At 71.7% G+C, this 24,612-nt stretch carries 18 protein-coding genes; 7 read left to right on the top strand and 11 right to left on the bottom strand.

Annotated features, from left to right (window positions below):
* Positions 1 to 393: 393 nt before the first annotated feature.
* Positions 394 to 1,599, bottom strand: a complete 1,206-nt coding sequence (locus ABZ810_RS17885; protein ID WP_358404114.1) for a hypothetical protein — start codon at positions 1,597 to 1,599, stop codon at positions 394 to 396.
* Between the two features lie 416 nt (positions 1,600 to 2,015).
* On the opposite strand from ABZ810_RS17885, the gene ABZ810_RS17880 reads away from it, so the two are divergent.
* Positions 2,016 to 2,849, top strand: a complete 834-nt coding sequence (locus ABZ810_RS17880; RefSeq protein WP_358404112.1) for a short-chain dehydrogenase/reductase — start codon at positions 2,016 to 2,018, stop codon at positions 2,847 to 2,849.
* Between the two features lie 258 nt (positions 2,850 to 3,107).
* Here the strand turns inward: ABZ810_RS17880 and ABZ810_RS17875 are convergent, their stop codons facing one another.
* From ABZ810_RS17875 to ABZ810_RS17860, 4 genes are all read right to left on the bottom strand, one after another.
* Positions 3,108 to 3,692: a dihydrofolate reductase family protein gene (locus ABZ810_RS17875; protein ID WP_358404110.1), complete on the bottom strand. Its 585-nt coding sequence runs from the start codon at positions 3,690 to 3,692 to the stop codon at positions 3,108 to 3,110.
* A 423-nt stretch (positions 3,693 to 4,115) separates the two neighbouring features.
* Entirely contained in the window at positions 4,116 to 4,628 is a 513-nt protein-coding gene (locus ABZ810_RS17870; protein ID WP_358404109.1) for a hypothetical protein, read from the bottom strand.
* A 51-nt stretch (positions 4,629 to 4,679) separates the two neighbouring features.
* On the bottom strand, positions 4,680 to 5,096 hold the full coding sequence (locus ABZ810_RS17865) for a DUF6069 family protein (RefSeq protein ID WP_358404107.1): 417 nt from the start codon (positions 5,094 to 5,096) through the stop codon (positions 4,680 to 4,682).
* Positions 5,097 to 5,700: 604 nt separating this feature from the next.
* Positions 5,701 to 7,230, bottom strand: a complete 1,530-nt coding sequence (locus tag ABZ810_RS17860; protein ID WP_358404106.1) for a long-chain fatty acid--CoA ligase — start codon at positions 7,228 to 7,230, stop codon at positions 5,701 to 5,703.
* Between the two features lie 410 nt (positions 7,231 to 7,640).
* Here ABZ810_RS17860 and ABZ810_RS17855 point away from each other — a divergent pair, with 410 nt between their 5' ends.
* The 6 genes from ABZ810_RS17855 to ABZ810_RS17830 all read left to right on the top strand — a co-directional run bounded on the left by ABZ810_RS17855 (position 7,641) and on the right by ABZ810_RS17830 (position 19,067).
* On the top strand, positions 7,641 to 8,429 hold the full coding sequence (locus tag ABZ810_RS17855; RefSeq protein WP_358404105.1) for an AfsR/SARP family transcriptional regulator: 789 nt from the start codon (positions 7,641 to 7,643) through the stop codon (positions 8,427 to 8,429).
* 63 nt (positions 8,430 to 8,492) lie between these two features.
* Positions 8,493 to 10,118, top strand: coding sequence for a PfaD family polyunsaturated fatty acid/polyketide biosynthesis protein (locus tag ABZ810_RS17850; protein WP_358404103.1), 1,626 nt, complete (start codon positions 8,493 to 8,495; stop codon positions 10,116 to 10,118).
* A 12-nt stretch (positions 10,119 to 10,130) separates the two neighbouring features.
* Positions 10,131 to 13,688 (top strand): beta-ketoacyl synthase N-terminal-like domain-containing protein, encoded by a 3,558-nt coding sequence (locus ABZ810_RS17845; protein WP_358404101.1) that lies wholly within the window; start codon positions 10,131 to 10,133, stop codon positions 13,686 to 13,688.
* A 62-nt stretch (positions 13,689 to 13,750) separates the two neighbouring features.
* Complete coding sequence (locus ABZ810_RS17840; protein ID WP_358404099.1) at positions 13,751 to 16,084, top strand: SDR family NAD(P)-dependent oxidoreductase; 2,334 nt, start codon at positions 13,751 to 13,753, stop codon at positions 16,082 to 16,084.
* Entirely contained in the window at positions 16,081 to 18,456 is a 2,376-nt protein-coding gene (locus ABZ810_RS17835; RefSeq protein ID WP_358404098.1) for a hypothetical protein, read from the top strand. Before ABZ810_RS17840 ends, ABZ810_RS17835 begins: the two co-directional genes overlap by 4 nt.
* Complete coding sequence (locus ABZ810_RS17830) at positions 18,453 to 19,067, top strand: GNAT family N-acetyltransferase (RefSeq protein WP_358404096.1); 615 nt, start codon at positions 18,453 to 18,455, stop codon at positions 19,065 to 19,067. Before ABZ810_RS17835 ends, ABZ810_RS17830 begins: the two co-directional genes overlap by 4 nt.
* Before the next feature lie 89 nt (positions 19,068 to 19,156).
* Here the strand turns inward: ABZ810_RS17830 and ABZ810_RS17825 are convergent, their stop codons facing one another.
* The 6 genes from ABZ810_RS17825 to ABZ810_RS17800 form a co-directional block, all read right to left on the bottom strand.
* Positions 19,157 to 20,431, bottom strand: a complete 1,275-nt coding sequence (locus tag ABZ810_RS17825) for an ABC transporter substrate-binding protein (RefSeq protein WP_358404094.1) — start codon at positions 20,429 to 20,431, stop codon at positions 19,157 to 19,159.
* Entirely contained in the window at positions 20,428 to 21,006 is a 579-nt protein-coding gene (locus tag ABZ810_RS17820; RefSeq protein ID WP_358404093.1) for an ATP/GTP-binding protein, read from the bottom strand. Before ABZ810_RS17820 ends, ABZ810_RS17825 begins: the two co-directional genes overlap by 4 nt.
* Positions 20,987 to 21,355: a DUF742 domain-containing protein gene (locus ABZ810_RS17815; RefSeq protein WP_358404091.1), complete on the bottom strand. Its 369-nt coding sequence runs from the start codon at positions 21,353 to 21,355 to the stop codon at positions 20,987 to 20,989. Before ABZ810_RS17815 ends, ABZ810_RS17820 begins: the two co-directional genes overlap by 20 nt.
* Positions 21,355 to 21,765 carry a roadblock/LC7 domain-containing protein gene (locus tag ABZ810_RS17810; protein ID WP_358404089.1) on the bottom strand — a complete coding sequence of 137 codons (411 nt, stop codon included), beginning with the start codon at positions 21,763 to 21,765 and terminating at the stop codon, positions 21,355 to 21,357. The genes ABZ810_RS17815 and ABZ810_RS17810 overlap by 1 nt, the downstream gene beginning before the upstream one ends.
* 17 nt (positions 21,766 to 21,782) lie before the next feature.
* Positions 21,783 to 24,164, bottom strand: a complete 2,382-nt coding sequence (locus ABZ810_RS17805) for a nitrate- and nitrite sensing domain-containing protein (RefSeq protein ID WP_358404087.1) — start codon at positions 24,162 to 24,164, stop codon at positions 21,783 to 21,785.
* 220 nt (positions 24,165 to 24,384) lie between these two features.
* Positions 24,385 to 24,540, bottom strand: coding sequence for a hypothetical protein (locus tag ABZ810_RS17800; protein WP_358404085.1), 156 nt, complete (start codon positions 24,538 to 24,540; stop codon positions 24,385 to 24,387).
* Between the last annotated feature and the right edge of the window lie 72 nt (positions 24,541 to 24,612).

The raw sequence follows: 24,612 nt of genomic DNA, 5'->3' as shown, positions 1-24,612 counted from the left end.
AGCGTTCTTCTACCGCGCGCGCAGTAGATCCGCCGCGTGTGCGGCTTTCGACGCATGGTCCGGGCACGCCCCCGGGCGAGCCGGACGGAATCGCCCCCGGCCGGACGGATGCACTTGGCTCACGAGAGTGCCGGGAAGACGACTGAAGAGATTCGGCCCGCGACTCCAGGGGTCACCTGGAGTCAGGCGAACCGCTCCTCGACGTGACGCACGCCGTCGTGCTCCACAACCCGCCGAGGGAGTTCCGCGAGGACCCCGGTGACCCGGTCGTGGGCACGGTCGTGGGCACGGGCGCCGCCGCCGCGCGCCGACATCGCGGGCGCGCTGGACCTCTCCTGTAGCCCTGCCCGCCCCGGGCCGGCAGGGCTACAGGGAGGCGTCGCCGCCGGGCGTTCAGCAGGCCGGCGCGATCGGGTCGTCCGAGCCGGTGTAGGTGTAGGCGTCGGAGATGTAGTGGCCGGAGCCGATGCGGTTCCAGACGTCGGTGGTGCCGTAGGTGCCGGTCACCGACTGCCCGCGCACGGAGCACTCGATGATCACGTTGGCGCGGTTGGCGGCCAGCCCCTTGATGGCCGCGGACGTGCTCGCCGCCGCCCGCACGTTCAGCGTCCCGCCGCCGGTGCCGACGACGCCCTTGGCGCCCGTCCCGGTCCACAGGTAGGTGACGTTCACCCACGCGTTGTTCGTCAGCTTGAGCCCGTCCCAGAACGTGCCGTCCGCCAGGTCGATGCCCGCCGGGTTGGCGACGGTGCGGCCGAACTCGTCCTTCCCGCCGTTGTAACCGTCCTGGTAGGCGGCCTGCGCCTCCGGCTTGCCCCGGGGCAGGTCGGTCCACATCTGCCGGGCCGCGTTCCAGTAGTCGTCGCGGGTGTTCCACGGGCCGACGTCCCAGACCGGCGCGTACTCGCACAGGCTGCCGTCGGTCTTGCACACGCGCACCGAGTACGTCCCGGTGTTGATGGGAGACAGGCCCCGCCGCGACGGCAGCGCCACGAAATGATCCCGGTCGGTGATGACGTGCCCGTTGGCGGTCGTCCCGCCGACCAGCCCCTCACGCGTGGCGTACACCCGGTACGTCAGCGGCGCCGCGGCGATCCTGGACGAGGGCCCGCCGACCCGGTCGGCGGTGAGCCGCACCGACCGGACGCTCGGCGCCGCCTTCCCGGTGAGCGTGATCCGCGCCTGCACGCGGGTGACGGCCTGCGGCAGCACCGACCCGGCGGGCAGCCACTCGCTCCAGGCCGTACCGCCCAGATGGCCGCGGACCTCGACGGCGACGCCGCCGGTCCGCCCGGCGACCTCGGCGCGCACACGGTTGACGGGTTCGGAGAAGTCCTTGGGAGCGGCCACCAGCTGGCCGGAGGCCTCCGCCCCCTCCAGCGAGGCGGGCCCGGCCTGCGCGGAGCGCAGCCGGAGCGCGGTGCCGTCGTTGACGACATTGACGTCGTCGGCGTCGACGCTGAGATCGACGGTCCAGCCGGTGTCGGCGGCGGTGGTGTCCGCGTGGGCGGAGGATGCCGCGAACGCGGCGAGTGCGGTGGCGGTGGCGGGAACGGCAAGCAGCCGTCCGACGGTACGCGTACGGATCAGCGGGAGCATGGGAGGAGCGTGATCCCGACGCCCCACCCGTGCAACTGGAAGATTCCACGAAGACCCTCGTCACTTTTCGCCCACAACCGAACCGCCGCCAGATCCGGCCGCCCGCAAGCCGACTACGGACGCGACCCTTCGCAGGTTCGCGATCGCCGCGGCGGCCGCGCGGCGACGGCGTGAGCTGCTGCGACCGCGCTGGGAGCCGAGAGGGCCGACGTTCTGGGGCGGTCGCGGACCTACGGAGGTGACGGCAGGGGACAGGGTTCGGGAAGGGCGGCACGGTGGACGGCGAGACTCCTCGATCAGACGGGCGGGACGAGGCCCGGTCATTCCGCGGCGGGGGACTGCGGGATGGATCGGCGCGGATACTCGGTTCAATCACCGATTGAATCAATGATTGAAACGTCTCTAGAATGCCGCGCATGAGGACACGGCAGAGCCCCCTGAACGATCGTGTCGCAGTGCTGACCGGTGCGGCCGGAGGCATCGGTGCGGAGACCGCGCTCCGCCTCGTGGACAAGGGCGTCCGGGTGGCGCTCCTGGACCGTGACGCCGACCGCCTGCGCCCCCTTGCGGCGAAGCTCGGCGAACGCGCGGCGGCGTTCCCGGTGGACGTCACCGACGCGGACGCCTTGGAGCGGGTCACCAACGACGTCGCCGAACGTTTCGGCCGGATCGACATCGTCATCGCGAACGCGGGCATCAGCGGCCCGCTGGCCACCGTGGCCGCGATCAAACCGGCCGACTTCGAGCAGGTGGTCGCGGTCAACCTGCTCGGCGTCTGGCACACCGTCCGGGCCACCCTGCCGCACGTCACCGCACGCCGCGGCTACGTCATGCTGACCTCGTCCATCGCGGCGGCCCTTCCGTGTCCCACCGTCGCTGCGTACGCCGCCAGCAAGGCCGGAGTGGAGGCGTTCGGACGCGCGTTGCGGATCGAACTGGCCCACACCGGCACCGCCGTAGGCATCGCCTACTTCGGAGCGGTCGACACCGGCCTGGTCCGGGGTTTGATGACCCGTCCATCTCTGGCCGACGGCCTCCAGAAGATGCCCAAGGTGATCGGCGCACCGATCTCGGTCTCCCGCGCCGGGGCCGCGATGGTGAACGGAGTGGAACGGCGGTCGAGGTCCGTCTACGCCCCCTGGTGGGTGCCCGGCCTGCTGGCCGTGCGCTCGCAGTTCGCCGCCGCGGACCCGTTCGCGAGCCGCTTCCCTCCACTCGCCCGCCTGATCGAAGACGTCGACCACGCCTGACCCGACCTCGAGAGCGGACAACGCCGACCGGCTCGACACAGATCCGCGCGCCGACCCCATGTTCGGCTCACCGTGCGCCAAGTTCAGCGGGCCGTCTCGTCGGAGAGAAGCCGCTCAGCCGGACCGCGACGACGACGGGCAGGGCATTGCTCTGTCCATCCGCTCAGGGTGGTGCCGCCACACGGTGGACGGGGTGAGGCGCTCGTTTCGCGGCTTGCGCGTCAGTCGCGCTCGTGAGGGTGGGGCGCGCGGACGGGCTCAGCCATGCAGCGTGGGCCGGTAGATGAGCTCCTGGGTGTGGCCGTCGAGCGTCCGGTGTTCGATCAGTTCGAGATCGAAGTCGGCCGCGCCTTTGAAGATCGGCTCCGCGCCGGTCCGGCCGGTGAGGACAGGGAAGATCGTCACCTGGACGCGGTCGACCAGGCCGGCGGCCATCAGGGCCCGGTTCAGCGACAGGCTGCCGTGCGAGCGCAACGGCACCGGCGACTCCTGCTTGAGCCGGGCGACGATGTCGACCGGGTCACCGCTCGCGACGGTCGCGTCCGGCCAGTCGAGCGGGCCTTGCAGCGTGGTCGACACCACCGTTGCCGGCAGGTTCCTCATCCGGGTGACCCAGGGATCGCGAACCTCGGACTCCTCGGTGCTGGAGGCCAGCATCTGCGCGAACGCCCGGTACGTGTTGGCCCCGTAGACCATCCGCTGCTCCTCGCCGTACAGGGCGAAGCGGCGATCGAGCAGCTCGGGGCCTTGCTTGCCCCAGTAGCCGCCCCAGTCGCCGGGGCTGTTGTAGGAGCCGTAGCCGTCGAGGCTGGAGAAGATGTCGAACGTGTAGGTAGCGGTCATGGTGCTCTCCTAGAAAGTTGTTGGTCTGGCGTCCGGATGCAGGTTGGGAAGCCGCGGCGTTGGTCGTCGTTCGGTTCGGGCGGACCATCGCGCGGTCGGCTCGAATGCGCACCGCCGACGCTCTCGGCTGCCGGGCGGTAGTGACCCGCGCTGATCCCGCGACCTCGGCAAAGGTATTCGCGCAGGATGGAGCAGGTCACGGGACCGGCCGGGTAGGGCGGTGGTTCGGCGTCGGTTGGGCTTGTCGCGACTGCGACTGCGACTGCGACTGCGAGTGGACGTTGGGTGGGCTGTTGCGGCTGGGAAAGTTCGTTCGGTGTTGTTGGTCGGAGGGGTGATCGCTTTGTCGGAGGTGGCGAGGGCGTCGGGGGTGCGGGCGAGGCGTGGGGAGCAGGTCCGCGTGGGCGGTGTGGCCGTCGGGCGTCAAGACCTGGGTGTTGGTGCGGCGAGCTCGGCCAGGTGGTGCAGCGAGTTGATGAGGTGCTCGGGGCCGAACGGCGGGAACTGGAGGTACTCCCGGATGGACTGCGGCACCGCCGACCAGTCGTAGGTGAGCGTGACCTCGGACTTGGACGGACCGAGCGGCGTCAGGTCGTACCGCCAGATCCAGCCGCCGAACTCCAGCCGACCGTCGGGCTCCTCCGTCCCCGTCAGCCAGCCGATGGCGTGCGGCGGAGCGAACACCTGGACCTTGTTGGCCACCTTGTAGTCACCGGCCGGATGGTCGGGATGATGCATGTCCATCCGGAAGATCTGCCCCGCCCTGGTCAGCGGCGCGCGGTCCGCGGCTTCCTGAACCCAGCCGGTGCCGTCGATCGCGGAGTGGGCCGTCGGGTCCGCCAGCACCGCGAACACTCGCGCGGCGGGCAGGGCGAAGGTCAGGGTGGCGCTCACGTTCTCCTGGTCCACGGTCTGCACGGTCTTGGTCGCGTTCAAGGTGAGCTCCCTGGAGAGGTCAGGCGGGCAGAGGATCAGGCGGGCAGAGGTTCAGGCGGAGAGCCTGCGGGCGATGGTCGGGATCACGATCGCGGCGGCGACCAGGTGCGTCAGCATCAGCAGCGTCTTCGTGGGCGCGGAGGCGTCCGCCAGCAGGTCCGGTACCAGCGACGCCGCGGTGAGCACGACCGTGGTACGGACGAACGCCGTGCGCGGACGGCGGACGGTGCGGGCCAGGATCAGGGCGAGTGCCAGACCCACCAGGGAGAAGATGGCGGTCAACACGGCGAACCCGGACGGCGGGATCGGCTTGCCGCCGACAAGGAGGCTGATCCCGGCGAAGTCACCCGCCGTGGCGGTGGCAGCGGTCGCCGCGGAGGCGACGGCCACAGCGACCAGGCCGCCGGCGATCAGCGGCTTCGCGGGAGCGGGAGCGGTGGTGACGGAGGTTGTTGCGGCGACGGACATCGTGGGCCTCCAGTGAGCGGAGACCGGCCCGTTGCCGGCCTCTCACCTTGGCTACGAACCGGCGCGGCGCCACTCGACACCGGCCGCGAAAAATTCTGAAGACTTGCACACGCCCGACCGCCTTGAAGCGATCACTGACGCCACGAGCTCTGCTGAACGAGTCTGACCTGCGCGTTCACGCCGGGTCGCGCCGCCACGCGTGTTAACGCCGGGTCGGCCTGCCTCGCGCGTTCGCTGGAGGCCGGGCTGCCACGCGCGTTGATTTCAGCACGCGCAGCTCCGCGCGGGATTGCACCCGATGCGACTCACCAGGTGTCTCCGGGAGCCAGGCCCGAAGCCGTCGGCCCACCACGGTCCACGGCGTTGTCGACTGAGCACTGTCTCCTCGTGCACGTACGCGGAAACCAGGTTTTCGGCATGCCCAACTACATAGGCGAGGTCGATGGGAGTGGTGAGTGGGGGAGACGGCCTGCTTCCCGCACACATACGGGAAGCAGGCTGGGGTGGTTTGGCCTGGGCGGGGCTGACTGCCGGGTGGGGGGCTTCTTTGGGACGTGGGGGTCGGAGCTGGGGGTGTCCCTCGATGCGTTCGAAGGGGGGTGGGTTAACGGAGTTCGCGTTTGAGGATCTTGCCGGTGGCGGTCATGGGGAGGGCTTCGCGGAACTCGATGAGGCGGGGGTACTTGTAGGCGGCGAAGGTGTCCTTGCCCCAGGCGAGCAGGTCGTCTTCGGTGAGCGTGGCGTCGGGGGTGCGGATGACGTAGGCCTTGACCTCTTCGCCGTGCGAGTCGTGGGGGACGCCGACGACGGCGGCCAGGGAGATCTGGGGGTGGGTCATGAGGGTGTCCTCGATCTCGCGCGGGTAGACGTTGAAGCCTCCCCGGATGATGAGGTCCTTGGCGCGGTCGACGATGAAGTAGTCGCCGTCGCCGTCGCGGGTCGCCAGGTCTCCGGTGCGGAGCCAGCCGTCGCGGACGGCCTCGGCGGTGGCCTCGGGGCGTTTGTAGTAGCCCTTCATGACGTTGTGGCCGCGGATGGCGATCTCGCCGGGGCCTTCGCCGTCGACGGTGTTCCACTTGTCGTCGATGAGCCTCATCTCGACGCCCCAGATCGGCCGGCCGATCGAGCCGGGCTTGCCGGGGCGGCCGGGCTGGTTGAAGCTGGCGACCGGGGCGGTCTCGGAGAGCCCGTAGCCCTCGTGGATCGGGAGGCCGAACGTGGCCTCGAAGTCCTTGAGGAGCTCGACCGGCGCGGCCGAGCCGCCGGCGACCGCCGACCGCAGGGAGCGGGGCACCTCGTCGCCGTCGGCGTGGATCTTGGTCAGCATCGCCCAGTACATCGTCGGGACGCCGGCGAACATCGTGACGTTCTCGCGGCGCATGAGCTCGAGCGCGGGGGCGGGCTCGAAGCGCGGCAGGAGGACGAGGGTCGCCCTGCGGCGGAAGCCCGCGTTGAGCATCGTGGTCTGCCCGAAGGAGTGGAAGAGCGGCAGCGTGACCAGATAGACGTCCTGCTCCGCGCGCGGGAACATCTCGTCGGAGACCATGGCGTTGAGCAGCATGTTCTGGTGGGTCAGCTCCGCGCCCTTGGGGCGGCCGGTCGTTCCGCTGGTGTAGAGGATGACGGCGGTGTCGTCGCCCGAGGTGCCGACGGTCGAGAACTCCGGGGACATGCCCTCCAGCGCCGCCCACAGGGTCTCGCCGTACTCCGACTCCATCGCCCGCGGTGTCGCGGGGAGCACGATGAAGTGCTCGGTGGAGGCCTCGTCGAAGCCCGCCCTGCCCCGCTCGCCCAGCGGCAGCTGGGGGGTGCCCTCGAAGCAGAACAGCGCCTTGGCGTCGCTGTCGTCGAGGTGGTAGGTGATCTCGCCGGCCTGGAAGAGGACGTTGAGCGGCACGACCGTCGCGCCGGCCTTGAGGATGCCGTAGTAGACGAACGGGAAGTAGGGCACGTTGGGGCACGCCAGGGCCACCTTGTCGCCCTTGCCGATGCCGCGCGAGACCAGGAGGTTGGCGATCTGGCAGGCCACCGCGTCGACCGTCGAGTACGGGTAGCGGGTCTCGCCGAGGACGAGCGCCGCCTGGTCGGGTGCTTCGCGGGCGCTGTCCTCCAGCACGGTCGCCAGGTTGAGCATGGGGCCTCCTCGTGAGAATTATTGCCGCGGACAATGCTAGGGAAAGCCTCATCCCCGAAGGCCTGTCCTTTTGGCCACATCATCAGTTCTTCCGGTGGCCATAATTGCGGCGCCCGAGCCAGAAGAGGCGTGCCGGATAGAAGCATGAAAGGTAAAATGCCGCTTTCGTTTAATGTGCGAAGTCCCGTGTCGGTTAGCGGAGATGCGGGGAATGGTCGGACATCGGGGGTGTGGCTTCGGTGTCCGGTCTGACCTGTGCTTTCGCTGGGCTCTGGCTATTCACTCTGATGGTGCGCGATAGGGGCGACATTGGTGTCCACCTTCAGGATCTGGATCGTAAGTGCATATATGATCTTGCCGTCCCGATGTGATGTCCCGATCGAACCCCACCTTCTGCTTTGGGAGATTTCTTGCTCCACATACGCCTGCTCGGACCTGTCGAGATCATTGGTGGGCAGGGCCGGAGCGACAAACTGAGCGCGATCCTGCGCAGGCTGTTCGCCGTGCTGGTGTTGCGGGCGGGTGACGGGGTCAGGACCGAGGAGCTGGTCGAGGAGCTCTGGACGCAGGAGCCGCCGGCCCGGGTCGAGAACGCGCTGCACGCGCACGTGGCCCGGCTGCGCAAGTACCTGGACGCCTGGGAGCCGGAGGGGCCGGGGCGCGACAGGCTCACGGCCACCCCCGGCGGATATGCCCTCGCGGTCGTTCCGGACGAGGTCGACGTCCTGCGGTTCAAGGAGCTGCGCCGGCAGGCGTACGACCCGTCGCGCGATCCGGCGGAGGCGATCGCGCTGCTGGAGCGCGGGCTGCGCCTGTGGCGGGGGCCGGCGTTGCTCGACGCGGCCGAAGGGCCGATCTGCGCAGCCTCGGCCTCGGTGCTGATGGACCTCCGGCTGCTCGCCGTCACCCACCTGTACGAGCTCAGGCTGGGACGCGGCGAGCACGCGACGCTCATCCCGGATCTGCAGGAGCTGGCCACGGCCCATCCGCTGGAGGAGGCGCTCCAGGATCTCCTCATGCTGGCCCTGTACCGCAGCGGCAGGCAGGCCCAGGCGCTGGCGGTCTACGACCGGCTCCGGCACCGGCTGGCCGAACGGCTCGGCATCGTGCCGGGGCCGGGCATCCAGAGCAGGGTTCAGGCGATCCTCGCGCAGTCCACCGAGTTTCACGACCCTGATCAGCGTTTCGTCAGACGATGATCAGACTCATTTCAGCGACCTGATGACAACCTCACTCGTGACTTCCACAAGTGAGGAGTGAGGTTGGGCACGGACGTACTCGCGCGACCACTGGCCGGGACGGCGGTCTGGGTGCCGGACGGCAGGCCTGCGGCGTTCCGCGGGGACCAGATCACCGCGCACGCCGCCCGGATCCGGGAGCCGCTCCACCTGGTGGCCTCGAGCACCGGCCACGGGGTCGGGGTCGGGATCGGCGGGACCGTCACCGGCGGCTCCGCGGACGGCCACCGGCTGCTCGGGCTGCTGCCCGCGCTGTATCCCGAATGGCTGGGCGACCGGTCCTTCAACGAGGCGCACGGTGCCCGGTTCCCCTACGTCGCGGGCGAGATGGCGGGCGGCATCGCCACGACGGCCATGGTCATCGCGATGGCGCGCGCGGACATGCTCGGCTTCTTCGGTGCCGGTGGACTGCCCGTGGAACGGGTGGAGCGGGCCGTCGCCGAGCTGAAGGCGGCCCTGCCCGGCCGGGCCAACTGGGGAGTGAACCTCATCCACTCCCCGTCGGAGCCGGCCACCGAGGACGCCGTCGCCGCGCTCCTGCTGGAGGCAGGGGTGCCCGCCGTGTCCGCCTCGGCGTTCATGGAGCTCACGCCCGCGGTCGTACGGCTGGCCGCGCACGGGCTGACCCGGGACGCCGGCGGCAGGGTGCGGCGCAGGACCCGGATCTTCGCCAAGGTGTCCAGGCCCGAGGTGGCCGAGCAGTTCATGCGGCCCGCTCCGGCGCATCTGGTCCGTGCCCTCGTCGAACGTGGTCACCTCACGCACGCGGAGGCCGAGCTCGCCGCGTCGGTGCCGGTGGCCGAGGACATCACGGTCGAGGCCGACAGCGGCGGGCACACCGACAACCGCGCGCTCACCGTCGTGATGCCGATCATGCTCGCGCTCCGCGCCAGGCTGACCGGGGAGCACCGGTACGACCGGCCGATCCGGATCGGCGCGGCGGGCGGGCTCGGGACGCCGGGGGCGGTCGCCGCCGCCTTCGCGCTGGGCGCCGCGTACGTGGTCACCGGCTCGGTCAACCAGGCGAGCGTCGAGTCCGGCATGTCCGAGGACGGCAAGGCCATGCTGAGCGGTGCGGGCATGGCCGACGTGGTGATGGCCCCGGCGGCCGACATGTTCGAGCTCGGGGTGAAGCTGCAGGTGCTGCGCCGGGGCACCATGTTCGCCTTCAGGGCGGCTCAGCTGCACCAGGTCTACACCGCCCACGGCTCCTGGGACGAGGTGCCCGAACAGACCCGGGCCAAGATCGAACGCACCCAGCTGAAGGCGTCGTACGCCGACGTCTGGGCCGGGACCAGGGCGTTCTGGCTGGAGCGTGACCCCGAGCAGGTCGCCCGGGCCGAACGGGACCCGCGGCACCAGATGGCGCTGGTGTTCCGCTGGTACCTCGGGATGTCCAGCCGCTGGGCGGTGGAGAACGACGGCACCCGCCGCACGGACTACCAGATCTGGTGCGGCCCGGCGATGGGGGCGTTCAACGACTGGGCCGGCGGCAGCTTCCTGGCGGAACCCGCCGGACGGTCGGTCGTGCAGATCGCCCGCAACCTGCTCGAGGGCGCCGCGGTGATCACGCGTGCCCAGCAGCTGCGCAGCCATGGCGTCGAGGTCCCCGACGCCGCGTTCGCGTTCGACCCCCGCCCCCTGGACTGAGGAGACGGCGTCATGAGCACGAAACCCGAACCGCGGCCGGTCGCCGTCGTCAGCCTCGGCGCGATCCTGCCCGGGGCCACCGACGTGGACGCGTGCTGGCGGATGATCCTCGCCGGTACCGACCAGATCCGCGAGGTGCCCGCCGACCGCTGGCTGGTGGACGACTACTACGACCCCGATCCGCGGGCTCCCGACCGGACGTACGCCAAGCGCGGCGGATTCCTGCCGCGGGTCGACTTCGACGCGCTGCGGTACGGGATCCCGCCGAGCACGATGCAGGCCACCGACTCGGCGCAGCTGCTCGCCCTGGTGGTCGCCGACCAGGTGCTGCGGGACGCGGGCGGGACCGGCGCGCTGGACCGGGACCGGACCAGCGTGATCATCGGGTCGACCGGCTACCTGCCGCTGGCCGCGCACATGGCGGCACGGACCGCGCGCCCGCACTGGCTGGCGGGGCTTCGCGCGGCGGGCGTGCCGGAGGAACGGGCGCAGGAGATCTGCCAGAACATCTCCGACACGTTCGTGCCGTGGCAGGAGGCGACCTTCCCCGGGCTGCTGCCGAACGTCGCCGCGGGCAGGATCGCCAACCGGTTCGACCTGCACGGGACCAACCACACCACCGACGCCGCGTGCGCGAGCTCGCTGGCCGCCCTGTCGACCGCGGTGGACGAGCTGTCGGTCGGCCGGGCGGACCTGGTGCTGGCGGGCGGCATCGACACGGTCAACGACGAACTGCTGTACCTGTGCTTCAGCAAGACCCCGGCGCTGTCCCGCACCGGTGACTGCCGGCCCTTCTCCGATGCCGCCGACGGGACCATCCTGGGCGAGGGCATCGTGATGTTCGCGTTGAAGCGGCTGGCCGACGCCGAACGGGACGGCGACCGGATCTACTCGGTGATCACGGGGCTCGGCACGTCCTCGGACGGCCGGAGCAACGCCATCTACGCGCCGCTCCCCGAAGGCCAGCAGCGGGCCCTGCGCCGGGCCTACGAGTTCGCCGGGTACGGGCCGGAGACCGTCGGGCTGGTCGAGGCGCACGGCACCGGCACCAGGGCGGGCGACAAGGCCGAGTTCTCCGCGCTGCGTTCGGTGTTCTCCGCCGCCGCCGCCTCCGCCGCCTCCGCCGACGGCCAGGACCTCCCGAGGGAGGACGACCCCCCGCACCCCCCGGACCGGCTTCGCCGGAATCAATGGTGCGCCCTCGGTTCGGTCAAGTCGCAGATCGGCCATGCCAAGGGCGCGGCGGGAGCGGCCGGGCTGCTGAAGGCGGTCCTCGCGCTGCACCACGGAGTGCTGCCCGGGACGATCAAGGTGGACCGGCCCAATTCCGAGCTCGCCGTCGAGACCAGCCCGTTCTACGTCAACACTGAGACGCGGCCCTGGATCCAGGGCTCCGCCCACCCGCGCCGCGCCGCGGTGTCGAGCTTCGGGTTCGGCGGCAGCAACTACCACCTGACCGTCGAGGAGTACGCGGGCGGGAAGGGACGGCGCCCGTACCGGATCAGGACCTCGCCCGCCGAGCTGGTGCTCCTGAGCGCCGCGTCGGAGGCCGGGCTGCGCGACCGGATGCGGGAGGCCGCCGAGGCGGACGACCTGGTGGCGCTGGCCCGGGCGAGCCAGGAGGGCTTCGATCCGGCCGCCGCGCACCGCCTGGCCGTGGTGGCCGGCGATCTGGAGACCCTGCGCGAACGGCTCGGTGCCCTGAACGGCCCTGGCGTGCACTACGCCACCGGCGACCCGGTCCAGGGCAAGGTCGCCTTCCTGTTCCCCGGCCAGGGCGCGCAGTACCCCGGCATGGGGGCGTCGGTCGCGGTCGAGCTGCCCGCCGCGCGCCGCGTCTGGGACGAGCTCGGCACGCTGGAGTTCGACGGCGACCCGCTGCACCGGGTGGTGTTCCCGCCGCCCGCGTTCACGCCCGAGGAACGAGCCGCCCAGCAGGACCGGGTGACCGCCACCGAGTGGGCGCAGCCCGCGCTCGCCGCGCACAGCCTGTCGCTGTACGAGGTGCTCGCCGAGCTCGGGCTCACCCCCGACTGCGTGGCCGGCCACAGCTTCGGCGAGCTGGTCGCCCTCCAGGTCGCCGGGGCCTACGACACCGGCACCCTGATGCGGATCGCGCGCCGCCGGGGCGAGCTGATGCGGGACGCCGCCGAACGTCCGGGCGGGATGCTCGCGGTCGCCCTCTCCCGTTCGGAGACCGAGAACGAGCTGGCCGGGAGCGGAGTGCCGGAGGTGTGGATCGCCAACAGCAACGCGCCGAAGCAGACGATCCTGTCCGGCTCGATCGACGGGCTGGAGGCGATGGCCGCCCACCTCGCCCGCCGCCAGGTGCGGACCACCAGGCTGCGCGCCGCGGCCGCGTTCCACAGCCCGCTGGTCTCCTCGGCCTGCGAGCCGTTCGCCGGGTTCCTCGGCACGGCCGAGATCGGCGCGCCCGTGCTCGACATCTACGCGAACGCGGACGCGAGCCTCTACCCGGTCCATCCCGCCGATCCGCACGAGATCCGTGCCCGGATCAGTGGCCACCTGGCCTCGCCCGTGTTGTTCGCCGAGCAGATCGAGGCCATGTACGCGGCGGGCGTCCGGACCTTCGTCGAGGTCGGCGCCTCCGGACCGCTGACCGGCCTGGTCCAGCGGGTCCTGGCGGGCCGCCCCCATCTGGCGGTCTCGCTCGACCGGGCCGGGCAGAACGGGATGAACGCCCTCTACCAGGGGCTCGGCAGGCTGGCCGTGCACGGTTTCGGCCTCGACTGGGCGGCGCACTGGCTGCCGTACGGGCCGGTGCGGCCCGTCGCGCCGGCGCCGAAGTTGTCCGTCAAGATCGACGGCGGCAACCACGACAGGCCCTATCCGCTGGCCGTGGAGGCACCGCCGCCCGAGCCGGCCCGCATCATCACACCGGACCCCGGCCCCGCACCGTGGGAACCGGTCCCGGACCTGGAAGCCACCGAAGGAGAACCGATGACCGCCCGGGACGAGATCCTGCGCCGCGCCAGCGAGGCGCACGCCGATTTCCAGCGCCTGATGACGGATGCCCACCTGGCCTACCTTCACTTCTCCCAGCAAGCGCTGGTCGACGAGAACGAGAGGGGGCTCGCGCCGCTCGTACCGGCCCAGCGGAAGCCCGCCGCGGCGGTGCTCGCTCCGGCGGTCGCCGCCCCGGCGCAGGCCGTCCCCGCACCGGCTCCGGCGGCATCGACCGCCCCGGCCCCTGCCCCGGTGACCGTCCCGACCCCGGCTCCGCCGGCGGCTCCGACCGTTCCGGCCCCGGCACCTCCGCGAACGCCCGCCCCGCCCGCCCAGGACGGTCCCGATCTGGCGGCCGCGCTGATGGAGGTGGTGGCCGACCGGACGGGCTACCCGGTGGAGATGCTGGACGCGGACATGGAGCTGGAGGCCGACCTGGGGATCGACTCGATCAAGCGGGTCGAGATCTTCTCCGGGCTGAAGGGGAAGCTGGGCGATCTGGACGCCCCCGCGGCCGAGCTGGGCTCGTTGCGGACCCTGCAGCAGATCGTCGACCGGCTCCAGACGGCGGTGGTGCCGGGAAAATCCCTGGCGGCTTCCTAGCGGCGCGATCTGAACCCGCCGCGGAGACCCCGCTCGTCGGCCGCGTCCTCCGGCAGGAGGTGGTGGCGGTCCCGGCGCCGCCCACCGGGCTGACCATGTACGGCCTGAGGGACACCCGGCTGTTCGTCGTGGACGAGGGGACCGGGCTGGCAGCCCCGCTCGCCGAGTGCCTGCGGGCGCAGGGCGTGCCGGCCACGCCCAGCGCCTCCTGCGACGAGGTTCCCGACGACGCCGGGGGCGTCGTGCTGCTCGGCGGGATGGCGCCGGTCGCAGGACCGGACGACGGGTTCCGGCACCAGCGCACCGCGTTCCGGCTCGCTCGGCGGCTCGCGCACACGCTGGGAACGGCCGGCGGCCTGTTCGTCACCGTCCAGGACACCGGCGGGGACTTCGGGCTGGCCGGTGCGGGGGAGCGGGCCTGGGTCGGCGGGTTCGCGGCCTTGGCCAGGACCGCCGCCAAGGAATGGCCGCGGGCCGCGGTCAAGGCCATCGACTGTGCCAGGGCGGGCCGCGCCCTCGTCGAACTGGCCGAGGCCATCACGGCCGAACTGTTGTGGGGCGGCCCGCTGCTCGACGTCGGCCTGCGCGCCGACGGCACCCGAGTGACCCCGCGCCCCAGACCCGCCGAGCCAACGCCCGCCGAGCCAACGCCCGCCGAGCCAACGCTCGCTGGATTGCCGGGCGCCGGACCGGCGCCCGCTGGGCCGGTGCCTGCCGGACCGGCGTCCGCCGAGCTGACATCCGCCGAGCCCATGCGTGGCGGCCGGGAGAGGATCGGGCCGGATTCGGTGATGGTCGTGACGGGCGGAGGGCGGGGCGTCACCGCTGCGGCCCTGACCGAACTGGCCCGGCACCGCCGTCCCCGGCTCGTCCTGCTCGGCAGGACCGAACTGGCCGACGAACCGGCGGGCCTGCCCGATGACGCCGATGAGCAGACCCTCACCCGGGAACTGGCCCGGCCCGCGGGCGGGTCCCCGGCGCCGGCGAAACTGGCCGCGCGGGTACGCCAGATCATGGCGGTCCGCGAGATCCGCGCCACGCTCGCGGCGCTCGCGGCGGCGGGGTCGCCCGCACGCTACCTGTCCGTGGACGCCACCGACGCCGAGGCACTGCACCTTGCCCTGGACGAGGTACGGGCCGGCTGGGGGCCGATCACCGCCGTGGTGCACGCCGCCGGACGGCTCGCCGACCGGTACCTGGCGGAGAAGACCGACGCCCAGTTCGACGGCGTCTTCGACACCAAGGCCGTGGGCCTGTCCACGCTGCTCGAAGCGACCTCCGAGGACCCGCTGACCACCCTGTGCGTCTTCTCCTCCGTCGCGGGGACGTTCGGCAACCAGGGCCAGTGCGACTACGCGATGGCCAACGAGGTCCTCGCCCAGGTGGCGTCGGCGGAGGCGGCGCGCCGTCCCGGCTGCCACGTCAGCTCGATCGCCTGGGGGCCCTGGGACGGCGGCATGGTCACGCCGGCGCTGGCCGCCCACTTCACCCGCGCGGGCGTACCGCTGCTGCCGCCGGACGCCGGCGCGGAGGCCTTCGTCGCGGAACTCGGCTCCGGCCGGGGCTCCAGGGTGGTGATCACCGCCGCCGACGGTTCGGCCCGTCCCGCCGAGGCGCTCGGCCGTCCGGACGAGCCGATCCGGGCTCAGGTGACGGTGAACGCGCGGAGCCATCCGCATCTGGCCGACCATGTGATCGCGGGTACCCCGGTCCTGCCGATGGCGCAGGCGCTGGAGTGGCTCACCGCTGCGGCGCGCTCCTGGCACCCCGACGCCGGCCGGGTGGCGCTCCGCGACGTCCGGGTGCTGCGCGGCGCGCCGCTGCCGGACCTCGCCAGGGAGGGGCACCGCTTCACCCTGTCGGGATCCAGGGGCGGGCTCGTCGCGGAACTGCACGGCGAGGGGAGACACCCCCACTACCGTGCGCTGATCGAGCCCGACCCCGGGCCGCTGGAGCCGCTGCGCCCGCCGGAGGACCTCGAACCCTCGGCGAGAGACGAGGTCTACGACGGCGGGACCCTCTTCCACGGGCCGCTGTTCCAGGCGCTGGCGAAGATCGAGGGCGTTTCGGCGACCGGGGCCCGCGGCTCCGTCACCGGACTCGGCGACCTGGACTGGCGGGACGGCGACTGGCAGACCGATCCCGCCGCGATCGACGGCGCGTTGCAGCTCGCGGTCGTGTGGGCCGAGGGCCTGCTCGGCGGCGCGACCCTGCCGATGGCGCTGGGGGAGTTCCGGGCCCATCGCACCGGCTCGGCCGGCGGCCGGCTCGGCTGTACGGTCCGTGCCGTGCCGGCGCGGGGGGACCACGCCCAGTGCCATGTCGCGCTGACCACCGTCGCCGGCGAACCGTTCGCGGAGCTCCGCGACCTGGAGCTCGTGCTGAGGCCCTCATGAGGCTTCGGATCTACTCCGGCGCCGACCGGGCCGCGGTGCTGGCGGCTTTGGAGGCGCGCCGGGAGTCCGACACCGGCCCGGCCCGCCTGGTGATCGTCGACCCCGCCGATGCCGAACGGGCGGCGGGCTGGCTGCGGAACGGAGGGCCACGACCGCGAGGGGTGGCCTTCCGGGAGGCGCCGATCAGCGGCGAGGTCGCCTTCGTCTACACCAACGGGGCGGCCTCCTACGACGGCATGGGACGGGAACTCGCCGCGGCACTGCCCGGCCTCACCAGTACGGTCCTGGGCGACGGAGGAGAGCCCGGCGTGCTGGGCAGGCTCCTGGACTGCGCCCGGCTCGGCTCGCTGCACACCGCGATCGCGCAGACGTTGTTCGGGCTGCGGCCCGGCGCCGCGATCGGCTACTCGTTCGGTGAGACCGTCGCGCTGATCGCCTTGGGGGTCTGGCGGGATCCCCGGCGGCTGATGGCCGGGCTGTGCGGGGGAAGCCTGTACACGACCGACATGGCCGGGGAGTTCCGTGCGCTCCGTGCGGCCTGGCGTGATGCCGGGACCGAGGGCGACCGGTGGGCCAGTTTCCTGATCCGCGCGGACCGTGGCGAGCTCGAGGCGGCCGTCGCCGCCGAGCCCGCCGTCCATCTGCTGGTGGTCAGCGCCCCGGGCCTGTTCGTGATCGGGGGAGAGGCCGCGGCGGCCGTCCGGGTCGGCGAGGTCTTCGGCGAGTACGCGCTGCCGCTCGACTACGAGCTCGCCGCACACGTGCCGGAGCTCGCCGGGATCGCCGACCGGGTACGGCGGGGCTTCACCGGTCCCGTGCGCCCGGCGACGGGCACGCGCTTCTACAGCGGGGTGACCGCACGTTCCTACGAGGTGTCCGCGGAGCGGGTCGCCGAGGCGATGACCGGCCTGCACCTGCACCCGATCGACTTTCCCGCGCTGATCGAACGGGCCTACGCGGACGGGGTACGGACCTTCGTCGAGATGGGCCCCCGCCGCCAGTGCACCACGTTCATCGACCGGATCCTGGACGGCCGTGACCATGTCGCGGTGGCGATGGACGAGCCGGGGCGCGGCGTCCACCGGCTCTGGCGCACGGTCGCGGAACTGGCCGCCGCCGGTGTCGGCGTCGACGCCGACGCGGTGGCCCGGGCACTGTCACGGCAGGTGATGGTGCCACCGCCCGCGCTGCCTCCGGTGCTGCCCCGACCGGGCGCGGTGCCGGAGCGGCCGGAGCCGGCGCTGGACCGGGCGGGGCCGGTGCTGGACCGGGCGGGGCTGGACGAGCTGGCCGAGGGCCGGGTGTCGGCGGCCTTCGGCCCCGGGTTCTCCCACCTGGACGGCCTGCGCCACCGGATCCGGCTGCCCCGAGGGCCCATGCTCATGCTCGACCGGGTGACCGGGGTGCACGCGGTCCCGATGTCCCGAGGCCATGGAACGATCCACTCCGAGACCGACGTCCGGCCGGACAGCTGGTTCCTCGACCCCGGCGGGCGCATGCCCGCGGGGCTCATGGCCGAGACCGTGCAGATCGCCCTGCCGCTGCTCAGCTGGCTGGGATTCGATCCCGGCACGGGCGACCGGTCGGCGAGGCTGCTCGACGCGGAGGTCGTCTTCCACGGCCCGCGACCGCGCGCGGGGGAGACCCTGCGGCACGAGACCCGGATCGGCGAGCACTTCGAGCACGACGGCGCGGTCCTGGTCTCGTTCAGCGGCGAGTCCCATGTCGGCGACGAGCTGCGGATGAGCGTGCGGAACGGCCGCGCGGGCGTCTTCGCGCGCACCGGGGGCACCGCGGGCGGCGGCCTCGTCTGGGAGCCGGGGCCCGGCGGCAGCCCCGGCGCCGGACCCGGGGACGCGCCCGGCGTCCCCCGGGCGTTCGGCGAGGCGGACATCACGGCGTTCGACCTGCCGATTCCGCGGGACGGGCCACTGCGCCTGCTGCGGGAGGTGCCCGAATTCGATCCGCGGCGCGGGTACCTGCGCGCCGCCCTCCCGATCTCGCCCGACGACTGGTACTTCGACGCGCACTTCCTCGACGACCCCTGCATGCCCGGCAGCCTGATGTGGCAGTTCGGCATCCAGGCGATGTCGTTCTACCTCGCCGCGCTCGGCCACACCGCGGGGCGGGAGGACTGGGAGTTCGACATCGTGCCCGAACAGCCGATGAGGGCCAGGTTCCGGGGCGAGGCGACTCCGGCCAGCCGCCTGCTGGAGTGCGAGCTCTTCGTCGTGGAGGTCACCGGCGACCCGTGCCCCACCGTGCGCGGAGACCTCCTGATCTCCATCAACGGCGTGAAATCGGGGCTCTGCCAGGGCGCCGCCGTCCGCCTGGTCCCGACGCCGGCATTCCACAGTACGGAGGCACGATGACCGATCCGCGGCAAGCGGCGCTCAGCCAGACGATCCCCGCGATGCGGGTTCCCATGGACGGCGCCGTGACCGATCCGCGGCGGGCGGCGCTCGGCCGGATCTCCGCCACGCGGATCCCGGTGGACGGAGCCGTGGTGGACGTCAGGCCCACCGTCCCCGCCGACCGCGACGAGATCTGTGAGCTGCACCTGCGCTGCTCGGCCACCACGCGGTACCACCGCTACCACTCCGGCCTCAGGCAGCCGACCGCGTCCATGCTCCACCACATGACGGACCGCGGGAAAGGTGTCTATCTGGCCGTGCACGAACCCGAAGGTCCGCTGGTGGGCCTGTGCGGGCTGGCGTTCACCGAGGAGCCGTGCACCGTCGAGCTGGGGCTGCTGGTGGCCGACGACTGGCAGGGACGCGGCATCGGCCGCGCCGTCTGCGTGCTGCTGCTGAGGTCGGCCCGGTCGGCGGGTTTCGAGCGCGTCACGGCCCACCTGGTCGCCGAGAACCGCCGGGCGGTCGCGTTCGTGTCCCGGCTGCGCGCCACGGCCACCGACCGCAGCGACCCGCGCGTGATCAGCATGGTCTTCGCGCTGAACGCCTACGACGAGGAACTGGTCTGACGCGCCGCGGCCTGCCACGAGCGAATCGTGGCAGGCCGCGAACGTCCACGGATCCCGGACCTCGCGGTCCCTCGCGGGCTAAGGCGCGATCAGGTGGCGTAGCAGGGTTTGTCGAAGGAGAACTTCTTGGAGGTGGAGCCTTCGAAGAAGTCGGTGTCGGACCGGATGCCGGAGTACTGGGTCGGGTCGGCGTGGCCGATCGTGCTCTGCCGGGGGCCGCGCCGCGGGCCGGGGTCGCCGGGCGGCAACATGCCCTCGTAGTCGACGGGCTTCAGATGGCGGACGGCCTCGAGGAGGCTCTGCCGGGACAGCTCTCCGCTCGCGGCGGCCTGCTCCAGGGCTGCCTTGAGCGGATAGGAGAGGATCCAGCCGCTGACGTAGGTGTCGCTGGGCGCCACCTGCTTGAGCGCCTTGCGCATCGCCGCGTGGCCCGGGGAGTCCGTCGCGAACTCGCGGGCGACCGTGGCCTGCCAGTACTGCTTCTGGAAGGCCGGGCCCGCCGCCGTCTGCAGCAGCTTGGGAGACCAGCCGGGGTTGCTCCCGATGTACCGGCCGCGATAGCCGCCCTTGCTCGCGGCGCCGACGATGGCCGCGGTGTCCGGCGGCCCGACCGAGAGCATCACCAGGCTCGGCCGCTTCTCGATGATCTTCTTGATCGCGTCGGAGGACGGTGTCAGCCCGGGCATGACCGTGATGTCCTCGAACGCCAGGCCGTGCGCCTGCGCGGCCCTCCTCGCGCCGCCGGCGGCGTCGGCGCCGTAGTCGCCCGGGTAGTGGACGGCGAGCACGCTGTCGACCTCGAAGCCCTTCTTGGGGAACGCCGCGACCGCGTAGTCGATGCCGTTCATGGCCTCGATGCAGTAGCTCGCCGCCGTCTCCAGGACGTTCTCGGCGAACACCCACTCCGAGGTGAAGCTCACCGGCACCGTCACGATGGACTCGCGCTTGAGCTCCGGCAGGGCCTCGACGGTCGGCTTGGAGCCGAACATCTGGGCGTAGGCGAACACCTTGTCCTTGCTCGCGCGCAGGGCGCCGGCGTTCTTGGCCGGGTCGTACCCGTTGTCGAGCACGTTGGAGGTGGCGTCGATGTCGTAACCGCCGATGCCGCCCTGGAGGTTGACCCGGTGCCAGAACGCGCGCTGGGCCTCCGTGCCGATCGCGGCGGTCGCCTTGAACGCGGTGCTGCTCTGGTCGGTGAGGAAGCCGAGGTAGATGCACCCGTTGTCCTTGTTGACCGCGTTCGGGCAGGCCTTCTCGGTGATCCCGGGCGTCCCCTCCCGCACCGAGACCTGGTCCCCCGCGGAACAGGAGGAGAGGGGGAGGCCCAGCGTCAGCGCGAGGGCCAGGGCACTGGTCGTTCTCATGCCGTCCGTTCCTTCTCTTTGATGACGTGCTCGACGAGGGAGACCAGGGTCCGTTTCGCCGACTCGCGTTCGCGGGCGTCGCAGACCAGGACCGGCACGTGCGGCTCCAGGGCGAGGGCGTTCTTCACCTTCGCCGGCTCGTAGGTCCGCGCGCCGTCGAACTGGTTGACCGCCACGAGGAAGGGCAGCCCGCGCTGTTCGAAGTAGTCGACCGCGGCGAAGCAGTCGGAGAGCCGCCGGGTGTCGGCGAGGACCACCGCGCCGAGCGCGCCGGTCGCCAGCTCGTCCCACATGAACCAGAAGCGGTTCTGCCCCGGCGTGCCGAACAGGTAGATGCTGAGCCCCTCCCGCAGGGTGATCCGGCCGAAGTCCATGGCCACCGTCGTGGTGGTCTTCTGCGGCACCAGGCCGGTGTCGTCCACGCCCTCGCTCCGCGCGGTCATGGCCGACTCGGTGCGGAGGGTGCGGATCTCGCTGATCGCGCCGACCAGGGTGGTCTTGCCGACACCGAAGCCCCCCGCGATCATGATCTTGATGGCGACCGGATCCGGTCGATCAGAGCTCATTGAGTCCATCGATGACTTCCTTCAGCAGTCGGTCGTCCGGCAGCTGGGAGCCGGCCGCCGGCCGGCGCGATCGGATCAGGTGGTGCCCCAGCAGGTCCCCGAGCAGCACCCGGACCACGTCGACCGGCAGATCCAGGTCGGCGGCGACCTCCGCCACCGAGAGGGACCGGGCGCAGATCTGCCGGATCCTCAGGTGTTCGGGCCCGAGATCCATGGTGGGCAGGACCGGATCGTCGGTGGTCTCGATCAGGCTGACCAGGTCGAAGGCGTCCTCGGCGTCGCTGCGGGTGCGGCCCCCGGTCAGCGTGTACGGGCGCACGATCGGGCCCGGGTCCTCATCGAGGAACGGCTCGGGCATCAGGGGCCGTCCGGCGCCCGGTTGCCGACCGACAGGTGCTGCCCGACCCGGCTGACCAGCAGTGCCATCTCGTAGGCGATGACCCCCACATCGGCGTCGCCATGGGCGAGCAGCGCCAGGCACGCGCCCTGCCCGGCCTCGGTGATGAACAGGAAGCCGTGGTCCATCTCCACGATCGTCTGGCGGACGCCCCCGCCGTGGAACTGCTCCGCGGTCCCGCGGGCCAAGCTCTGGAATCCGGCGGCCACCGCGGACAGATGCTCGGCGTCCTCCCGGCTGATGCCGCACGACGAGGCGATGCGCAGCCCGTCCCCGGACAACACCACGAGATGCCGTGCGGAGACGACCCGGTCGAGTACCGAGTCGAGCAGCCAGTTGAGCTCGCGGTTGCTGGTGGTCTTACCGGTCATCCTCGGCCTCCTCAATGTCACTTCCCTGACCGTCGTTCCTCGTCGGCCGCCTGCCGTCCGCGTTGCCAGCCGTCCTGCATCGCCGAGAACCTGCTGCGGAGCTGTTCCGCCGGGCGTTCCGCCGGCGCGGGCACCGGTACGGATTCCTGGGCCGGCGGGCGGTCCCGCAGCCGGGGATCCAGGCTCTGCTGCCGGGTGCGCTGGGGGAGGTCGTCCTCCTCGGCCCCCGGGTGGTCGTCCGGCACGTCGAACTGGATCCGGTGCGGCTCGCCGCCCTGCTCCACCGATCCGTTGCCCTGCTCCAGCGAGATGAGCTGCCGGTGCGACTCGGCCGCCGGCGGAAGGGCGGGCTCCGGCACGTGCACGACGGGCGCCTGCGCGCTCCCGCCGGTCTCGGCGAGCATAGTGTCGGGGAGCAGCACGATCGCCGTCGTTCCGCCGTAGGGGGAGGCCCGCAGGAGCACCCGGATGTCGTGCTTGGCGGCCAGCCGCGCGACGACGAACAGGCCGAGCCTGGCGCTGTCGAACAGGTCGAAGTCGGGCGCCTCGTAGAGGGTCTGGTTGAGCATCGCCATCTTGTCGGGGTCCAGGCCGAGCCCGCGGTCCTCCACCTCGACGGCCACGCCGTGCGCGACCGTCTGGGCGGTCACGGTGACCTGGGTGCCGGGCGGCGAGTACATGACGGCGTTCTCGATCAGCTCGGCCATCAGGTGGATCACGTCCGCGGCGGTGGTGCCGGCCAGCGCGTGGGTCTCGGGCATCGGCTGGACCTTGACCCGCTGGTACTGCTCGATCTCCGAGACCGCGGCCCGGACCGCGTCGACGATCGGGACGGGGGCGTTCCAGGTGCGCCCGGCGGACCGTCCGGCCAGGATGACCAGGCCCTCGGCGTGCCGGCGCATCCGGGTGACGAGGTGGTCGATGGTGAACAGCTCGGCCAGCTCGTCGGGGCTCTTGGCCTTGCGCTCCATGCCGTCGAGCAGCTTGAGCACCCGCTGCAGCAGCACCTGGTTGCGGCGGGCCAGGTTGACGAACACCTCGCCGAGCCCGCGGCGGGTGGCGGCCTCGGCGACGGTCGCCCGCACCACGGCGCGCCTGGCCTCGGCGAAGGCCTCGTAGACCTGGGAGATCTCGTGGAGCTCGAACCTGTTGGGAGGAGAGTCGGCGTCGGGGTCGACCTGCTCGCCCTTGTGGATGCGCCCGGCCAGGCTCGGCAGCTCCTTGGTGGCGAAGTTCTCCACCGTCCGGACCATCTCGCGGTTCTCCACGACCAGGCGGCGGCCCAGCCGGACCCCGACGATCGAGGAGATGATCACCGCGACGAGCCCGATGCCGCCGGCCAGGCCGAGCCGGATCAGCACCCCGCGGGCATGGTCGGCGGCCCGGTCGGAGATGCCCCGGCGGGTCTGGTCCTCGAACTCGACCATGGCGTTGATGGCGGCCTCGGACTTGGCGTGCCAGGCGCCGAGGTCGACCGGCTGCCGCTCCATCGTCTGGGCCCTGAACTCGCCGATGGAGTCGACGGCCTTCGCGGCGGTGTCGGACTTGGCCCGCCAGTCGCCCAGGTCGCCCGGGTCCCGGCCGAGGGTCTGGTCCCTGAAGTCGCGGAGGGCCTTCATGGCGGCCTCGGACCTGGTGTACCAGGAACCGAGGTCGACCGACTCCCAAGCGATCACCTGGTCTTCGAGACCGGCCAGCTCGCGGTACGCCGGGCTGCCGACGAGCGCGGCCAGCCGTTCGCGGTCGGCGGGGCGCAGCGCCTCGGCGAGCTCGGCGTAGCGGAGCCGGTGGGCGCCGACCCGCCGGGCGAACTCGGACTGCTCGGCCGGGGTCGGCCGGTTGCGCGCCACCGCACCGGTGATCAGCGCGTCCTCGTAGCTGATGTGCTCGCGCGCCGTCTGGAAGCCGATGAGGGTCCTGGTGTCGCGGCCGATGTCGGGCTCGCCGGGGTAGGCCGCGTCGTAGATCGCTCCGGCCGCCTCGATGAGCTCGGTGTAGGCCTTGAGCACCTCGCTGCTCGGCACCCGCTTGCCGTCCACGTTCTTGCGCGTCGGCGGCAGGTCGCCGAGCTTCGTGACGAGCGTGCGCATGCGCTCGCGGGTCTCCGCCGTGGTGGCCCGGTCCAGGTCGCCGCTCCCGGCGGCTTCGGCGAACCGGTCGCGCGCCTGGTTCGTCCGCAGGCGCTGGGCGTCGAAGCCGACCCGGCCGGTGAACGGGTCGTCGGCGAGGAACGCCAGCGACATGCGGCGCTCGTTCTGCAGTTCGGCGATGAGCGACTCCGTCGGCCGCACGACCTTGCTGTCGAACGTGTTCGCGTTGACCAGCCGCATACTGTCGCCGATCGCGAAGATGACGACGAACACCCACAGCAGCAGCAGAGCCGTCAATGGCAGGACCAACAGGGACACAATCATTCGCTTCGCTGACCGTGTACGGCCTACTGAGCCCATTTCACCACCCTCGAGAAATTTGGCCCGACGGCATGAACCGAACCGGTGTTCGGGCGTCGTGGCCTGTTCTCGGGACTATAGGCAGATGGGCGTCGAGAGAGGCAACCCTTAACGAGGAATTGGTCTGAAGCATTGGCTGCCGACGCTCCAGAATGTGTCTCCTACAGTCTCAATGATGCGCTTTTTCCGGAGTCATATTGGTAGTCATGTTGATGGCCTCATCGATAGATTTATGTGTCGACAGCGCCGAAACCAGCAGGTCATGCCCGTGTCGCTCGATCCGCACGGCCGCCGTGGCTGCCGGGTGTGCGATGACGCGTAGCATCGCCCGGTCGTTCCTATTTCATGTTTTGTCGCCATTTGTAGTACTGGTGACTTATTCCCGGCTCGGGTCCCC

The organism is Spirillospora sp. NPDC047279 (genome assembly GCF_040643285.1).
Taxonomy (GTDB): Bacteria; Actinomycetota; Actinomycetes; order Streptosporangiales; family Streptosporangiaceae; genus Spirillospora.
The sequence above is the reverse complement of the archived record's forward strand: the minus strand, read 5'-3'. Positions and strand labels throughout refer to the sequence as shown.

What these genes read in the sequence shown, in the direction of transcription:
- ABZ810_RS17815 (WP_358404091.1), bottom strand. Translation starts at nt 21,355, where the DNA reads ATGCCCGAGCCGTTCCTCGATGAGGACCCGGGCCCGATCGTGCGCCCG.
- ABZ810_RS17865 (WP_358404107.1), bottom strand. Translation starts at nt 5,096, where the DNA reads ATGTCCGTCGCCGCAACAACCTCCGTCACCACCGCTCCCGCTCCCGCG.
- ABZ810_RS17875 (WP_358404110.1), bottom strand. Translation starts at nt 3,692, where the DNA reads ATGACCGCTACCTACACGTTCGACATCTTCTCCAGCCTCGACGGCTAC.
- ABZ810_RS17885 (WP_358404114.1), bottom strand. Translation starts at nt 1,599, where the DNA reads ATGCTCCCGCTGATCCGTACGCGTACCGTCGGACGGCTGCTTGCCGTT.
- ABZ810_RS17810 (WP_358404089.1), bottom strand. Translation starts at nt 21,765, where the DNA reads ATGACCGGTAAGACCACCAGCAACCGCGAGCTCAACTGGCTGCTCGAC.
- ABZ810_RS17845 (WP_358404101.1), top strand. Translation starts at nt 10,131, where the DNA reads ATGAGCACGAAACCCGAACCGCGGCCGGTCGCCGTCGTCAGCCTCGGC.
- ABZ810_RS17820 (WP_358404093.1), bottom strand. Translation starts at nt 21,006, where the DNA reads ATGGACTCAATGAGCTCTGATCGACCGGATCCGGTCGCCATCAAGATC.
- ABZ810_RS17835 (WP_358404098.1), top strand. Translation starts at nt 16,081, where the DNA reads ATGAGGCTTCGGATCTACTCCGGCGCCGACCGGGCCGCGGTGCTGGCG.
- ABZ810_RS17880 (WP_358404112.1), top strand. Translation starts at nt 2,016, where the DNA reads ATGAGGACACGGCAGAGCCCCCTGAACGATCGTGTCGCAGTGCTGACC.
- ABZ810_RS17830 (WP_358404096.1), top strand. Translation starts at nt 18,453, where the DNA reads ATGACCGATCCGCGGCAAGCGGCGCTCAGCCAGACGATCCCCGCGATG.
- ABZ810_RS17860 (WP_358404106.1), bottom strand. Translation starts at nt 7,230, where the DNA reads ATGCTCAACCTGGCGACCGTGCTGGAGGACAGCGCCCGCGAAGCACCC.
- ABZ810_RS17825 (WP_358404094.1), bottom strand. Translation starts at nt 20,431, where the DNA reads ATGAGAACGACCAGTGCCCTGGCCCTCGCGCTGACGCTGGGCCTCCCC.
- ABZ810_RS17800 (WP_358404085.1), bottom strand. Translation starts at nt 24,540, where the DNA reads ATGCTACGCGTCATCGCACACCCGGCAGCCACGGCGGCCGTGCGGATC.